The sequence below is a fragment of the Pseudomonas sp. NPDC089392 genome (assembly GCF_044749595.1).
GTDB lineage: Bacteria > Pseudomonadota > Gammaproteobacteria > Pseudomonadales > Pseudomonadaceae > Aquipseudomonas.
The window spans coordinates 20,147-35,138 of the sequence record NZ_JBIVIF010000024.1; the positions used below are offsets into that span (position 1 = coordinate 20,147).

A 14,992-nucleotide genomic window follows, 5' to 3' on the forward strand; every position below is an offset into this window, starting at 1 on the left:
ACCAGTCGCGGGCGGTAAGCAGCCGCCAAAGCTGAAGTACCTACCGCCCCGTAAAAGCGCCCGGGCGACCTCGCCTGGGCGTTTTTGTATCCGAGTTTTGAAAAAGGAATCGCCCGTATGTTGGACGCCACGCTTAAATCGCAACTGAAAACCTACCTGGAGCGGGTCACCCAGCCGATCGAGATCGTTGCCTCCCTCGACGACGGCGCGAAGTCCCGCGAATTGCACGACCTGCTGGTGGAAATTGCCGGCCTGTCGAACCTCATTACCTTCAGCGCGGACGGTACCGACGCCCGTCGCCCGTCGTTCTCGCTGAACCGCCCGGGCGCCGATATCAGCCTGCGCTTCGCCGGCATCCCCATGGGCCACGAATTCACCTCGCTGGTGCTGGCGCTGCTGCAAGTCGGCGGCCACCCGTCCAAGGCCAGCGCCGAAGTGATCGAGCAGATCCAGGCGCTGGAAGGCGAGTTCACCTTCGAAACCTACTTCTCGCTGTCGTGCCAGAACTGCCCGGACGTGGTCCAGGCGCTGAACCTGATGGCGGTGCTCAACCCTAGTGTGCGCCACGTGGCCATCGACGGTGCGCTGTTCCAGGCTGAAGTGGAATCGCGCAAGATCATGGCGGTGCCGAGCATCTACCTGAACGGCGAAGTGTTCGGCCAGGGCCGCATGGGCCTGGAAGAAATCCTCGGCAAGATCGACACCAACGCTGGTGCCCGCCAGGCCGAGAAGATCAACGCCAAGGACGCTTTCGACGTATTGGTGGTTGGTGGTGGCCCCGCTGGCGCCGCAGCTGCCATCTACGCCGCGCGTAAAGGCATCCGCACCGGCGTTGCTGCCGAGCGTTTCGGCGGCCAGGTGCTCGATACCCTGGCCATCGAGAACTTCATCTCGGTGCAGGAAACCGAAGGGCCGAAACTGGCCACGGCGCTGGAAGAACACGTCAAGCAGTACGACGTCGACATCATGAACCTGCAGCGCGGCGAAGCGCTGATTCCGGCCAGCGATGGTGGTTTGCACGAAGTTCGCCTGGCTGGCGGCGCCTCGCTCAAGGCCAAGACTGTGATTCTGGCTACCGGTGCCCGCTGGCGCGAAATGAACGTGCCGGGCGAGCAGGAATACCGCGGCCGTGGCGTGGCCTACTGCCCGCACTGCGACGGCCCGCTGTTCAAGGGCAAGCGCGTGGCGGTGATCGGCGGCGGTAACTCCGGCGTGGAAGCGGCTATCGACCTGGCTGGTATCGTCGCCCAGGTGACGCTGATCGAGTTCGACAGCCAGCTGCGAGCCGATGCGGTATTGCAACGCAAGCTGCACAGCTTGCCGAACGTGAAAGTGATCACCAGCGCGCTGACCACCGAAGTGCTGGGCAATGGTGAGAAAGTGACTGGCCTGCGTTACAAGGACCGCACAACGGAAGCGCAACACGAAGTGGCACTGGAAGGCATCTTCGTGCAGATCGGCCTGTTGCCGAACACCGACTGGCTGAAAGGTACCGTCGAGCTGTCACCGCGTGGCGAGATCATTGTCGACGCCAAGGGCCAGACCAGCATTCCGGGTGTGTTTGCGGCGGGTGACGTGACGACCGTGCCGTACAAGCAGATCGTGATTGCAGTGGGTGAGGGGGCCAAGGCTTCGCTGGCCGCCTTTGATCACCTGATACGCACTTCGGCGCCGGCGTAAGCCTGTACCGGCCTCTTCGCGGCTAAAGCCGCTCCTACAAGGTACTGCACAGGTCTTGAATACTGTGCATGCCGTTGTAGGAGCGGCTTTAGCCGCGAAAGGGCCGGTACAAGCAAAGCATCACCTGAAGGTGTCTATGATTAGTGCAGACCCCTCAGGAGCCACCCTCATGACCCTGATCAGCCGCGAACCCTGGTGGCTACTCCCCCCCAAACCCGGGCAGAAAGAGCAGGACCTGCACTGGGGCTACCTGGAAATCTACGCCGACGGCCACACCGTGTTCGTCGACCAGCGCCCCAGTGACCGGGAGCTGGCCGAGCGCAAGAGTTGCCGCAACTTCCCCGACCCCGAGCCGTGATGGCTCAGCCTTCCAGCTCGGCCAGGCGTGCCTCCAGTGCCGCGATGCGGGCTTCGAGGGCTTCAATGCGTTCTTCCGACACAGTACCGCCACTGCTGCGCGCGCCACCTTCCTGTTGGCGTGCAGCCAGGATTGCCTCGATTTCCGCCGGGTCGCCCAGGGCGTGGGTGTAGCGGTCTTCACGCTGGCCAGCCTGGCGCGGCAGGTGCAAGGCCAGGTCACGCGAGATCAGGCGCTCCAGTTGGTGCTGAATCTGTTCGGTATCGTCGAAGTCGTGCAAGCGGTTGCTGCGGGTCAGCAGTTCGTTGAGGGTTTGTGGCCCGCGCAAGAACATCAGGCCCATCAGTATCAACTGCGCCGGCACCAGCTCCAGCGCCTTGTCCACCCGTTGCTCCCAACGGTCGGCACGGCTGCCCATTTGCAGGCGGGTCATGTCCTGCCCCTCAAGCGCGCGCAACGCCTGGCCGACCTGGCCTTGGGTAAGGTTCATCACCGGCTCGCGGCTGGTCTTCTGGTTGCAGGCCAGGACCAGGGCATTGAGGGTCAGCGGGTAGCTTTCCGGGCTGGTGGCCTGCTTTTCGATCAGCGAGCCGAGCACGCGAATTTCGATGCTGCTGAAGCGGCCTTCACCTGCGGTTTCGTGTTCTGACATGGCCCTGTCTCATTGCTGGGGAAAGGCCACTAGGGTAGGTAATGCGCCTGGCTTAAGCAATCATCTGCCTTTTCGCGGGCAAGCCCGCTCCCACAGAGGAATGCGATCTCCTGTAGGAGCGGCCTTGTGTCGCGATGGGCCGCAAAGCGGCCCCAACAATCTCAGCTGTTCCGCCGCTCTTCAGCCAGGCACGCCGCCGCGGTAAACAGCACATCGGTCGAAGAATTCAGCGCCGTCTCGGCCGAATCCTGCAGCACGCCGATGATGAAGCCCACCGCCACCACCTGCATGGCAATTTCGCTAGGAATGCCAAACAGGCTGCACGCCAGCGGAATCAGCAGCAGCGAACCACCCGCCACACCCGACGCGCCGCACGCGCACACCGCCGCCACAACGCTGAGCAGCACGGCAGTGGGCAGGTCCACCGGGATACCCAGGGTATGCACCGCCGCCAGGGTCAGTACGGTAATGGTGATCGCCGCACCGGCCATGTTGATGGTGGCGCCCAGCGGGATCGACACCGAGTAGGTGTCTTCATGCAGGCCAAGGCGCTCCGACAGTGCCAGGTTGACCGGGATGTTGGCTGCCGAGCTGCGGGTAAAGAACGCGGTAATACCGCTTTCACGCAGGCACAGCAGGGTCAGCGGGTAAGGGTTGCGGCGGATCTTCCAGAACACGATCAGCGGGTTCATTACCAGCGCCACAAACAGCATGCAGCCGATCAGCACGGCCAGCAGGTGCAGGTAGCCGAGCAGGGCGTTCAGGCCCGACTGGGCCAGGGTGGAGCTGACCAGGCCAAAGATGCCCAGCGGGGCAAAGCGAATGACCACACGTACGATCAGCGTCACGCCATTGGACAGGTCATCGACCACGGTGCGGGTGGTTTCGCCAGCATGGCGCAGGGCCACACCCAGGCCAATGGCCCAGGTCAGCACACCGATGAAGTTGGCGTTGAGCAGGGCGTTGACCGGGTTGTCGACCGCGCTCAGCAGCAGGTTCTGCATCACTTCGGTGATGCCGCCCGGTGCGCTTAGCGTGGCCTCACCGGTGCTCAGCACCAGGCTCGACGGGAACAGCATGCTGGCCACCACCGCCACCACCGCCGCAGCGAAGGTGCCCAGCAGGTACAGCCAGAGGATCGGGCGGATATGGGTTTCCTGGCCGTGGCGGTGGTTGGCGATCGAGGCCATGACCAGGATGAACACCAGTACGGGCGCCACTGCCTTGAGGGCGCTGACGAACACCTTGCCGAGGAAGGCCAGGTCGCGAGCGACGGCGGGCGCCAGCAGGGCCAGGGCGATGCCGGCGAGCAGGCCGATGACGATCTGCGTCACCAGGCTGGTGCGGTTGAGGAGGCGGAAGACAGGGGTCATGTGTAGCGGTATCTCGGAATCTGGAAAGGGCGGGACTTTACCATAGAGCCTTGTAGGGCTGTTCCGGCCTCTTCGCGGGTAAACCCGCTCCTACAACTGCATGCGTGGTCAATGTAGGAGCGGGTTCACCCGCGAAGAGGCCCTCAAGGTCACCAATGAAACAACTCCCGCCGCGCCCCCTCGGTAATTGCCAGGATCCCCGGGTGCTTGACCTTGCGCTCCACAGAAATGGCATAGAACGACTCATGCACGGCCTCGGTCTGCCCGATCAACTGCACGCCATACTGGCGGCACACTTCCTCGGCAATCACGCTGGGCGCAACGAATATGCCGCTGCCCGACTGCCCGAACGCCTGCATCAAGGCGCTGTCATCGAACTCGCCGACGATCCGTGGCTGCACCTGTTGCTCGCCCAGCCAGCGCAGCAGGCGGCTGCGCACCACGGTTTCCTGGCCAGGAATCAGCAGGGGGGCGTCCTGCAAACAGGCAGGGAAAGGGCCTTGGTGACGCTGTGCCAGCGCCGGTGTGGCGAAGAAGCTCAGCCCGCACTCGCCCAGCTTCTGGCTGTAGCCCTTGATGTCCAGGTGGCTGGGCATGGGGCTGTCGGAAATGACCAGGTCCAGGCGCTGGATCGCCAGGTCACCCAGTAGCCGTTCGAGCTTGTCTTCGCGGCAGTTTATGCGCAGCACTTCGTCAAGCTCCATGGTCGGCGCCAACAGGCGGTAGACGATGGACTTGGGCACCACGTCGGCCACCCCCACGCGGAACAGGATCTGCTCCTGCGGGCCGGCCCTCAGCATGGCTTCCAGTTCACCACCCAGCTGGAACATCTGCTCGGCGTAGATCAGCGTCTGGCGCCCGGTTTCGGTCAGCTCCAGCTGCCGGCCTACGCGCTGGAACAACTCCAGGCCATAGGTCTGTTCGAACAGGCTGATCTGCCCGCTGATGGTTTGCGGGGTCAGGTTCAATTGCTCGCTGGCACGGGCGATGCTGCCGGTCTTGGCCACGGCCCAGAAATAGTGCAACTGCCGATAGTTAAGCATCCGGTGCTTGTCTCGATTCGTAAAAACCGAAGTATAACCGCTGAAAAAACGAATTTTCCTGATGTATTAGGCTCTTTAGAATGCGAACCCATCAGGCGCCCTGTGCGCCGCCGGAATAACGACAAGCGAGGAACCCATGTTGCAACTCAAATCCATCGGCACGCCGCTGGTGCTGGCCTTGGCCCTGTTCACCCTGGCTGGTTGCGATCAGGCCGAGAAATCCGCCCAGCAGATGCTCGACCAGGCAGCGCAGTCGGCCAAGCAGGCCATCGACGACACCAACAAGGCTGCCCAGCAGGCGTTGAGCGAGGCCATCGGTAGCGAGGGGCAGAAGCCCAAGGCCGCCGAAAAGAAAGACGAAACCCAGGAAATCTGACCCCAACCGCCGCTGCAGGATTTGAACAATGGAATACTTGCTGGAACTCGCCGCTAGCCCCACCGCCTGGGTTGCCCTGGCTACGCTGGTGGCCATGGAAATTGTACTGGGCATCGACAACCTGATCTTCATCTCCATCCTGACCAACAAACTGCCGGTGGAGTACCGCTCCAAGGCTCGCCGTATCGGTATCAGCATGGCCTTGGTCATGCGCCTGGCCTTGCTCAGCACGGTGGCCTGGATTGTCCAGCTGACCGACCCGGTGTTCGAAGTGTTCGGCAACGCCTTCTCGTGGAAGGATGTGATCCTGATTGCCGGTGGCCTGTTCCTGTTGTGGAAGGCGACCAAGGAGATCCACGAAAACGTCGACCCGCACGGTGCCAAGGAAGAAGCCAAGGTTTCTTCGACGGTTACTCTGGGCTTTGCCGCGGCGATCTTCCAGATCCTGCTGCTGGACATCGTCTTCTCGGTCGACAGCATCATCACCGCCGTGGGCATGACCGAGCACCTGCCGATCATGATCATCGCCGTGATCTCTGCGGTAATCGTGATGATGGTGGCCGCCGACCCGTTGGCCAACTTCATCAATGACAACCCGACCGTGGTGATGCTGGCCCTGGGCTTCCTGATCATGATCGGCATGACGCTGATCGCCGAGGGCTTTGGCGCCCATGTACCGAAGGGGTATGTGTATGCGGCGATGGCGTTCTCGACGGTGATCGAGATGCTCAACATCTTTGCTCGCCGCGCGCGGTTGAAGCGTGAGGCGGCTGAAGGTTGATGTAAAAGCGGGGCGCTTTGCGCCCCATTCGCGGGTAAACCCGCTCCTACAGGGACCGCGTCAGGCTGATGACAACGCGGTCCTTGTAGGAGCGGGTTTACCCGCGAATGGGCGAATGCAGGTTCTGAACTTCTAATGCACCCCGGCATGCCGCCGCGTACGGCGCACAGGCTGCACCGTGGCCGGGGCCTGCGGTGGCAGGTGGTGTTGGGAATGACGCCGCAGGATACGCAGTACACCCCACAGCATGGCGGCTGCGACGCTCAGCCACATGCCTACCAGCATGAGGATTGCCATGGTCAGGCTCATCTGTGCCTCCATCTCCAAGTGCAGCGCTCGGTCAGCCAGCGCTTGCCTTCCAGACACTGCTTTAGTCTAGCCCTTCGCCGGTGACGTTCCATTGACCAAAGGTCTATTGCTTGGTCCGATTCGCTCCAAGCCGCTGTCGGACTATACCCGCGCCGCTGTCGGACCTATGATCGGTGGCCAGAGCCGGGCGCTGCCTGCCTGGCGTTGGAACTAGCGAGTGTCCATGCAGCAACATTCCCTCAAGACCGTACCTAGTCGGTTACTGGCCGCCTGTATGCTGGCTGCCACCTTGGCCGGCTGTGCCAGTGCACCTCCGGCCAACCTCAAGGGCCTGCCGCAACGGGTCGAGATCAGTAGCGTGCCGTTCTACCGTGGCAACGCCAACCACAGCGGGGCCATGGCCCTGGCGGCGGTGTTGTCGCAACAGGGGGCGCCGATCACGCCAGGGTTGCTGGACAAACCGTTGAACCTGCCCCAGGGCGCCGAGGCGCTGGACACCGCTATTCCTCGGGTAGCACGGGACTACGGCATGGTGGTGTATCCGCTGGACAAGCAACTGGACGCGCTGCTGGCCCAGGTGGCGGCCGGCAACCCGGTGCTGCTGCGTTACGAGGACGGTTCGGCCTGGTGGGGCGAGCCACGCTATGCCGTGTTGATTGGTTATGACCGCTACAAGCAGCGGGTGCTGTTGCGCTCGGGCATGCACCGGCGGCAAATGATGGCATTCGATGAGTTTGCCTCGGCGTGGGCGAAACAGGGGAGTTGGGCGGTGCTGGTGCAGCCACCGCGGCAACTGCCGGCCCAGGTGGATCGTCAGCGTTGGTTGCAGGCGGCGGATGAACTGGCGCGGGCGGGGCAGGAGATTGCGGCGAAGCAGGCGGTGAATAGCCTGAACAAATGATTTTGCCTGTGCTGGCCTCTTCGCGGGCAAACCCGCTCCCACAGGATTTGCACCAGACTTGAAACTGGTGCGGTCTCTGTGGGAGCGGGTTCACCCGCGAAGAGGCCGAGCCTGCTTACATCAGAAGCCCAGGCGGTCGCGCAGGCTGTAATACCAGGCACCGAGGGCGCTGAACGGTACGCGCAGCATCTGGCCACCCGGGAACGGATAGTGCGGCAAGCCGGCGAAGGCGTCGAAACGCTCGGCCTGGCCACGCAGGGCCTCGGCCAGCACCTTGCCCGCCAGGTGGGTGTAGGTCACGCCGTGGCCCGAGCAACCCTGGGAGTAGTAGATGTTGTCGCCGATACGGCCAACCTGCGGCAAGCGCGACAGGGTCAGCAGGAAGTTGCCGGTCCAGGCGAAGTCGATCTTCACGTTCTTCAGTTGCGGGAAGGCCTTGAGCATTTTCGGGCGGATGATCGCCTCGATGTTGGCCGGGTCACGCGCGCCGTACACCACGCCACCGCCGAAGATCAGGCGCTTGTCGCTGGTCAGGCGGTAGTAGTCGAGCAGGTAGTTGCAGTCCTCGACGCAGTAGTCCTGCGGCAGCAGGGTACGGGCCAGTTCTTCGCCCAGCGGTTCGGTGGTGATCACCTGGGTGCCGCATGGCATGGACTTGGCGGCCAGCTCCGGTACCAGGTTGCCCAGGTAGGCGTTGCCGGCAACGATGATGAACTTGGCGCGAATCTTACCCTGCGGGGTGTGCACCACCGGGTTGGCGCCACGCTCGATGCGGATGGCCGGGGTTTGCTCATAAATGATGCCGCCCAGCGACTCGACCGCGGCAGCTTCGCCCAGAGCCAGGTTCAACGGGTGGATGTGGCCGCCGCTCATGTCGAGCATGCCGCCAATGTAGCTGTCGCAGGCAACCACTTCGCGGATGCGCTTTTGGTCCATCAGCTCCAGCTGATTATGGCCAAAGCGTTCCCACAGGCGCTTTTGCGACTCCAGGTGGCCCATTTGCTTGCTTGTGAGGGCCGCGAACACGCCGCCGTCTTTCAGGTCGCACTGAATGTTGTACTTGGCCACGCGCTCACGAATGATGCGCCCGCCTTCGAAGGCCATGTGGCCCAGCAGTTGAGCTTCTTTAGGGCCAACGGTGCGCTCGATGACGTCGATGTCGCGGCTGTAGCTGTTGACGATCTGGCCACCGTTGCGGCCCGACGCGCCGAAGCCGACCTTGGCCGCTTCGACGATGCTCACCTTGAAGCCGTTCTCCAGCAGGAACAGGGCGCTGGAAAGGCCGGTGTAGCCGGCACCGATGATGCACACATCGGTTTCCACCTCACCCTGCAGCGCCGGACGTGGCGGCACCGGGTTAGCCGAGGCGGCGTAGTAGGACTGGGGGTAGGGGGTGTTAGCCATGCTGCAGGAACCTCGTGTTTTATATTTTTAACGAATGTACCGATGCTATCAATAATAATAAACACCCGCTAGTCGTCCGTTGAAAATCCTTTACTGAGTCCTGCCGCGCCTCCCTCTATAAAGAGTTTAAGATTCAGTGGGTTAGCGCGAAAAAAAGTGTTGACAGGGGTTTTGGAATGCGTAGAATGCGCACCACACGACAGGCACATAGCTCAGTTGGTTAGAGCACCACCTTGACATGGTGGGGGTCGTTGGTTCGAGTCCAATTGTGCCTACCAAATCGAAAAAGGGGTGATCCGTAAGGGTCACCCCTTTTTTCATTGCCAGTTTTTTGGCCGCTGTGATAATGCATTTTGGCTGCTGGGTGCTTGTCACAGCATCTTTTTCGCCTTTGAGACCGAGCGCCGCCCGCGCGGCGCTTCGCAGCACAAGGCTGCTCCTACATTTGTTTCGGGCCAGTCACGCCTGTGAGGTCACCGCTGTCCACCTTGTTCGTTCCATTTGATATCGAAGGGGGCGCAGTTGCTCTTCATCGATATCCAGCCATGCACCAAGGCTGCAACCCACCTGGCACAGGAATAACTGGCCCGAAACAGATGTAGGAGCAGCCTTGTGCTGCGAAGCGCCGCGCGGGCGGCGCTCGATCTGTGCACCACCTCAAATCCCAAGACATGCTCGGTCTTGCCGACCCTTTCGCAGCACAAGGCTGCTCCTACAAGAAGCGTGAAGCGCTAAGATCCCAAAGTTTTTGATTTTTCTGAAAAAAACGCTTTACAGGTACGCATTCGATCACTAATATGCGCACCACACGACAGGCACATAGCTCAGTTGGTTAGAGCACCACCTTGACATGGTGGGGGTCGTTGGTTCGAGTCCAATTGTGCCTACCAAACAAAGTCCCGGTTTCCGGGCATGAAAAGGGCGATCCGAAAGGGTCGCCCTTTTTGCTTTGCGCGCACGGTCACCGCAGAAGGCGATTTCACCCGTTGCAGGCTATCCCGATAGCCGCATGGCGAATTGCGACTATAGTGAGTCTCTAGCGATGGGTTCAGAGATGCGGCTATGCCTTCTATTGATGTGTCGCCTCCCTTGAGCCTGCGCAAACGGGCCATGTGGGCCAGCGCGTTAAACCTTCTTGCCGTCTTCGCTTCCCAGGCCATTCGGCTGGGCGGCAACCTGGTGATCACCCGCCTGCTCGTGCCGGAAATGTTCGGCGTAATGGCCATTGCCACCACTGTTGCAGTGCTGCTGCAAATGCTTTCCGATGTCGGGTTGCGGCCAAACGTGATTCAGAGTTCGCGAGGCGACGAACCGCTGTTTCTCGATACTGTGTGGACCTTGCAAATCGTCCGTGGGTTTGTGCTGTTCCTGCTGACGTTGCTATTGGCCCTGGGGGCTGAGTTCACGCAGTACATCCAGCTGTGGCCAGCCCATTCCACCTACGCCTCCCCAGAACTGCCGATGGTACTGGCTTTGTCCGGGCTCACCGCGGTCATCTATGGCTTCCAGTCGCCCAAGGTCGACGTGGCCATTCGTATCTTCCAGCAGAAGAAGGTGGTGATCGCCGAACTGATTTCGCAGGTTGTCGGCTTGATCGTGATGCTCGTGGCAGGCTACCTCACCCGGTCCATCTGGTCATTGGTGGCGGCGGGCCTGGTGGGCACACTGGTATTCACCGTGCTCAGCCACTTGATTTTCCAGGGGCCGCGCAACCGCCTGCAATGGGACCCGGCCACGCTGCGCGAGGTGTTCGACTACGGCCGCTGGATCTTGCTGTCGTCCTCCGTCGGGGTCCTGGCGATGCAGGGCGACCGGATCTGGTTCGGCGGCAGCATGTCGGCCACGGAGCTGGGGGTCTATTCCATCGCCGTCTCCATCCTGGGGGTCATTCAGTCGGTCCTGCAGCGGTTGGCAGGCGCGGTTGCCTTGCCTGCCTTCAGTGAGGCGACCAGAAGTGGCGACATGGAGCGGGTGCGCAGCCTCTACTACCGCTCCAGGACACTGTTCGACCTGTCCTCGCTGTTTGCTTGCGGCTTTCTGCTAACTGCCAGCCCGCTGATGATCAGTTGGCTCTATGACGCCCGTTATGCCGGCGCTGGCAATACCATCGCCATTCTCTCGCTGTCACTATTCACGTTGCGTTTCACCCTGGCGCACCAGCTCTGGCTGGCCATGGGGCTGACCAAATACGTGGCGATGGACAACGTCATCCGGGTTGTTGCGCTGTTCGTCCTGCTGCCGGTGCTTATGGCCATCGGTGGCGTGACCTATGCCATTTGGGGGGTGGCGCTGCATTCCTACTTCACGCTTTTCCTGATCTTCCAGGTCAACCGCCAACTGGGCCTGCTGGACCTGAAGCGCGAGATTGTCGTACTGCCTGCCCTGGTGGTCGGCTACTTGTTCGGCGAAATGGTCACCAGGCTGTTCGCCTGAGCGAGGGGAAGGCGTGGGCAGGAGAGTCCGTGGCCGGGTGGAGACACTGTGCTGTGAATGAGGGCAAGAGACGGCATGATCTATAAAGCGATAGTGAAAAGCGTATTTGTCCTGCATCCGGGCTATTCGCTGCGGGCCTTGCGCAACAAGCTCCGGCTGACGCTGCTCATCGCGCGTAACTGGCGTGAGCTCAAAGGTTACCTGGACCGTCTGGGCAATACGCTTGGCCGGGAGAGGTTCCAGCACCTGGGTGAGGACTGCATCGGCCTCGTCCAGTGGCCCTACATCAGCAAGTCGTGGGAAGCACAGACCCGTTTCGATGCGCTGGCTTCGCACTACGAGGTGGTCACGCAATGTTGCCAGCCGCTGTTGCTGCTGAGCCGGGACGATACCCGGTTGCTGGCCGACCTGACCCCGTATTCCCCCAACTGCACCCTGGTGCTGGACCGGGCATTCTGGTTTATGCGCGAGGGGGAGCTGGTATTGAACCTGTTTCAGGGTGATTTACGTGTCGCCTCGCTGGCTTTCACCCTGTCTCGCTCGGAGCACGGGCTGTGCATGTTCATCGGTGCGGTACAGGGCATTCACAAGGGCGTGGACAGCGAAACGTCACTGGATATCTACCGGGTATTGACCAAGGACTTCGAAGGGCTACGCCCCAGGAGCCTGCTGATCGAGGCCGCCAGGCATATCGCCCAAAGGCTTGGGGTGACCAGGCTCTATGCCGTTGGTGACGGCTACCGTCACCATCGCCACCCCTATTTTGGTAGGGACAAAGCCGAGGAGTTGCTGGGCAATTATGATGTCATCTGGCAAGAACACGGGGCGATACCGTCTGAGCGTGAAGACTTCTTCAACATTCCCCTGTTCGGTTCCCGGACGCCCCTTGAGCAGATAGCCGCCAAGAAGCGTGCGATGTATCGCCGCCGCTATGAACTGCTGGATGGAATATTCGCGCAAGTGGACAGCGCCGTGCGGCAACCGGTGGGGGGCCGTGGTGCGGTTGAACTGGAGTTGCTGGCGGATACACACACTGAAAACACGCTGGCCAGGTAAGTCGTTGTAACGTTTCGCTATATGAACAATGAAAAAATTGGCGCCATAAAACATGCAGTAATCAATGAGTAATCACTGAATAATCAATGGTTAAGGGTGTTTGACAGATCATTTTTGCGCATCTTTAATCGTTTTATATCGGTCAGCCTAAGGCGTTTAAGTACTATAGGCGGCGGGGTGTTGGCAGTGCTCACGCCGGTTACCGGAGCAAACTCCAAGGACTTGAAATGAGAGAACATCTACGCAAGCTCATAACACCGTCAATGCGCTTCGAAATAAGAAAGTTCCTCATTTGGGCCCAGGATTTAAGTGGGCGTGCGTGTTTATGGCGCTGGGAAATCGCCAGGTTCCGCCTGCAGGCCAGCAACGATTACGAAGTCCTTTATGTCGGCAGAAAAAGCCGCAAGGACATGGCCAAGCTGCTCATCGGCGGCAAACCCGAGGCCGACGCCAAGCCCGGCGAAGGCACGCAACAGCCTAACGGCGCATCGCATGTGGTGATGATCAGCGAGATGCCCAGCGCAGGTGCCCTGTATGTGCCCCATTACCTGAGTGCAATCGTCCCGCTGGGGCGGCCGTTGGAGGAGATCACCGCACGCTACGACGGTGAGCTGCGCCGCAACATCCGCAAGTGCCGGCCGCTGTACCGCATGCAGCAGGTGCTGACGGACGAGGACATCGCCAAGGCCGACCGGGAGATGCTACAGCCTTATGCCCAGGCGCGGCATGGCCTGTATGCCAAGCAATTCGACTCGCAGGAAGTGTTGCGCATCGCCAAGACCGTTGGTCGGCTCGACCTGATCATGCAGGGCGACGAGGTCGTCGCCTGTCATTTTGGCTGCGTGATTACCCGGGCCGGGAAGCGCTACTGGAGCACACTGCGCTTTGGCTACCCGGAGGCCGTGTTCAACGACCCCAAACGGCTGCGCGAGGTCAACTCGATCACCACTTTCATGGCCCTCGAGTGGGCTATCGAGCAAGGTTTTGATTATTACGATATCGGCCAATGCCTGGCCCGCCCGGACGATGGGCTGTTGAAATGGAAACGCCGGCGCGGCGGTGATGTGGATACCCTGGGTAACCAGGCCTATATGTTCGTCCGGCTGCCAAAGACCGGCATCGCCAAGTTCCTCTGGGAGTACCCGTTGTTTGCCGTCGAAGGCAACAAACTTACACTTCACCTGGGCCTGCCGGATGGGCCAAGTGAAGAGGAAATTGTCGATCGCTACCGGGAAATGGTCTTCGGCGGCTTGTTCAAGATATATATTCATTGCGCCAAAGCGCCTGGCGAACTGCTGCTGGAAAACCTGCGCGAGCGCTATGCCCACTTCCAGACTCCGCCCATTCTGGAAAAAGTTTCGGCCAATTGAGCGTGAAAGACAGCCTTTCAATGGGGGCTCTGTATGAAGAACGATTTTTCGGGTGTAGGCGCCCCAGGGGCCGGGCGAAAAGGCTGGAGCCTGGCCGCCTACAAGTACCTCGCAAGAAAGCGGCTAGGCCGCAAGTTATCTGAAAACTTGAAGAGCTTGGCTGTCAAAACCTGGGAGATCGCGCCGACTGAGGTCACCCCGGCGCCCCCTGCTATTTTCCTGCCGAATCAGTTGGACCGGGTCACCAGCTGGGAAGCAGCACGTTTCTTTCCCTTCGAGCATCCGCGCAGGACCATGGAGGGGCTGGGCAGCGTGGCACAGGGGCCTACCAGGGGCTATCTGATCAAGGATGTGATGTTGATCGATGGGGCTCTGTATAAAGACGGTGCCAGCTTCTGGTTGTCTGACCGGCCCAGTCGCTTGCCACGGATTGTCGTGGAACAAGAGATCGAGCGTGGGGCGGCTTATTGCTCACGGTACGGCAACCGATGGTTTGGTACATGGCTGGCCGAGGACTGCCTCACGTATGCATTGGCCTGTAACGAAGGTATACCGGTGACCACGGCGCCTTCAGGCAGGTTTCCGCTGTTCTCCCAGGCGCCGGCGTATGAAGATTGGCTTGGCATGCAACCGCTGCGGTTGCGCAGTGCATACTTTCGCGAGTTGGTGCTGTTCGACGACTCCAGCCACAACACCAGCCAGTCCCTGCGCTACCGCGCCATGGGCCAGAAGCTGCTGTCGCGGGTGAACTACCAGTCTCACCCGGGGGTTTTCATCTTGCGCGGCTGCGCCGGGGATTTACGCCTGCTGGACAATGAACTGGAGATTGCCGACCACCTGCAAAAATATCGCGGCTTTCGCATCCTTGACCCTTTGAAGAGCGACCTGCAGACCATCGTGGCAACCTGCGCCGGGGCAAGGGTGGTGGTGGGCGTCGAGGGCAGCCAGCTCATCCATGGTGTCAATGTACTGGCCCCGGGCGCTTCGGTGCTGACGTTGCAACCCCCGAACCGCTTTGTCTGCTTCTACAAGTACCTGACCGATCGTGACCAGCAGCATTTCGGCTTCGTGGTCGGCATACCCAATGGAAGCAACTTCCGCATCGACCTCAATGAACTCGAACGGACCTTGGACCTGATGCCGTCATGACGAGGCGCCGCCAGCCATGGCTGCCTGAACGCGGGGCCGATGGTCGCATGGTGTAACGTATGGTCGCGGTCCTTGCCCGCGACCGGCATGCTAGAATCCGCGCCTTC

General features: G+C 60.9%; 14 protein-coding genes and 2 tRNA genes. 11 read left to right on the forward strand and 5 right to left on the reverse strand.

Annotation, left to right across the window (positions count from 1 at the left end):
• Nucleotides 1-117: 117 nt before the first annotated feature.
• On the forward strand, nucleotides 118-1,680 hold the full coding sequence (ahpF, locus tag ACIP1G_RS19625; protein WP_400740099.1) for an alkyl hydroperoxide reductase subunit F: 1,563 nt from the start codon (nucleotides 118-120) through the stop codon (nucleotides 1,678-1,680).
• Between the two features lie 169 nt (nucleotides 1,681-1,849).
• Nucleotides 1,850-2,038 carry a hypothetical protein gene (locus ACIP1G_RS19630; protein ID WP_346644076.1) on the forward strand — a complete coding sequence of 63 codons (189 nt, stop codon included), beginning with the start codon at nucleotides 1,850-1,852 and terminating at the stop codon, nucleotides 2,036-2,038.
• Between the two features lie 4 nt (nucleotides 2,039-2,042).
• Here ACIP1G_RS19630 and ACIP1G_RS19635 read toward each other — a convergent pair whose 3' ends face one another.
• The 3 genes from ACIP1G_RS19635 to nhaR form a co-directional block, all read right to left on the reverse strand.
• Complete coding sequence (locus ACIP1G_RS19635) at nucleotides 2,043-2,690, reverse strand: YceH family protein (RefSeq protein WP_400740102.1); 648 nt, start codon at nucleotides 2,688-2,690, stop codon at nucleotides 2,043-2,045.
• 161 nt (nucleotides 2,691-2,851) lie between these two features.
• A complete protein-coding gene (sstT, locus tag ACIP1G_RS19640) occupies nucleotides 2,852-4,063 on the reverse strand; it encodes a serine/threonine transporter SstT (RefSeq protein WP_400740105.1) in 1,212 nt (403 codons plus the stop codon).
• A gap of 149 nt (nucleotides 4,064-4,212) precedes the next feature.
• Nucleotides 4,213-5,106, reverse strand: coding sequence for a transcriptional activator NhaR (gene nhaR / locus ACIP1G_RS19645; protein ID WP_400740108.1), 894 nt, complete (start codon nucleotides 5,104-5,106; stop codon nucleotides 4,213-4,215).
• Nucleotides 5,107-5,242: 136 nt separating this feature from the next.
• Here nhaR and ACIP1G_RS19650 point away from each other — a divergent pair, with 136 nt between their 5' ends.
• Entirely contained in the window at nucleotides 5,243-5,482 is a 240-nt protein-coding gene (locus tag ACIP1G_RS19650) for a hypothetical protein (protein ID WP_400740110.1), read from the forward strand.
• A 28-nt stretch (nucleotides 5,483-5,510) separates the two neighbouring features.
• Nucleotides 5,511-6,263: a TerC family protein gene (locus ACIP1G_RS19655; protein WP_400740113.1), complete on the forward strand. Its 753-nt coding sequence runs from the start codon at nucleotides 5,511-5,513 to the stop codon at nucleotides 6,261-6,263.
• A gap of 132 nt (nucleotides 6,264-6,395) precedes the next feature.
• Here the strand turns inward: ACIP1G_RS19655 and ACIP1G_RS19660 are convergent, their stop codons facing one another.
• Nucleotides 6,396-6,572 (reverse strand): hypothetical protein, encoded by a 177-nt coding sequence (locus ACIP1G_RS19660; RefSeq protein WP_400740115.1) that lies wholly within the window; start codon nucleotides 6,570-6,572, stop codon nucleotides 6,396-6,398.
• Between the two features lie 223 nt (nucleotides 6,573-6,795).
• Here ACIP1G_RS19660 and ACIP1G_RS19665 point away from each other — a divergent pair, with 223 nt between their 5' ends.
• Nucleotides 6,796-7,473, forward strand: coding sequence for a peptidase C39 family protein (locus ACIP1G_RS19665; protein WP_400740118.1), 678 nt, complete (start codon nucleotides 6,796-6,798; stop codon nucleotides 7,471-7,473).
• Between the two features lie 120 nt (nucleotides 7,474-7,593).
• Here the strand turns inward: ACIP1G_RS19665 and ACIP1G_RS19670 are convergent, their stop codons facing one another.
• Nucleotides 7,594-8,877: an NAD(P)/FAD-dependent oxidoreductase gene (locus tag ACIP1G_RS19670; RefSeq protein WP_400740120.1), complete on the reverse strand. Its 1,284-nt coding sequence runs from the start codon at nucleotides 8,875-8,877 to the stop codon at nucleotides 7,594-7,596.
• Between the two features lie 201 nt (nucleotides 8,878-9,078).
• Between ACIP1G_RS19670 and ACIP1G_RS19675 the strand changes: the two genes are divergently transcribed.
• The 6 genes from ACIP1G_RS19675 (at nucleotide 9,079) to ACIP1G_RS19700 (ending at nucleotide 14,885) form a co-directional block, all read left to right on the forward strand.
• Nucleotides 9,079-9,155: transfer RNA gene (locus ACIP1G_RS19675), tRNA-Val, on the forward strand.
• 535 nt (nucleotides 9,156-9,690) lie between these two features.
• Nucleotides 9,691-9,767, forward strand: a tRNA-Val gene (locus ACIP1G_RS19680).
• A 172-nt stretch (nucleotides 9,768-9,939) separates the two neighbouring features.
• Entirely contained in the window at nucleotides 9,940-11,310 is a 1,371-nt protein-coding gene (locus ACIP1G_RS19685) for an oligosaccharide flippase family protein (RefSeq protein WP_400740123.1), read from the forward strand.
• Between the two features lie 75 nt (nucleotides 11,311-11,385).
• Nucleotides 11,386-12,366 carry a DUF535 family protein gene (locus ACIP1G_RS19690; RefSeq protein ID WP_400740126.1) on the forward strand — a complete coding sequence of 327 codons (981 nt, stop codon included), beginning with the start codon at nucleotides 11,386-11,388 and terminating at the stop codon, nucleotides 12,364-12,366.
• A gap of 227 nt (nucleotides 12,367-12,593) precedes the next feature.
• A complete protein-coding gene (locus tag ACIP1G_RS19695; protein WP_400740129.1) occupies nucleotides 12,594-13,736 on the forward strand; it encodes a hypothetical protein in 1,143 nt (380 codons plus the stop codon).
• Nucleotides 13,737-13,769: 33 nt separating this feature from the next.
• Nucleotides 13,770-14,885, forward strand: a complete 1,116-nt coding sequence (locus tag ACIP1G_RS19700) for a glycosyltransferase 61 family protein (protein ID WP_400740132.1) — start codon at nucleotides 13,770-13,772, stop codon at nucleotides 14,883-14,885.
• Nucleotides 14,886-14,992 lie beyond the last annotated feature (107 nt).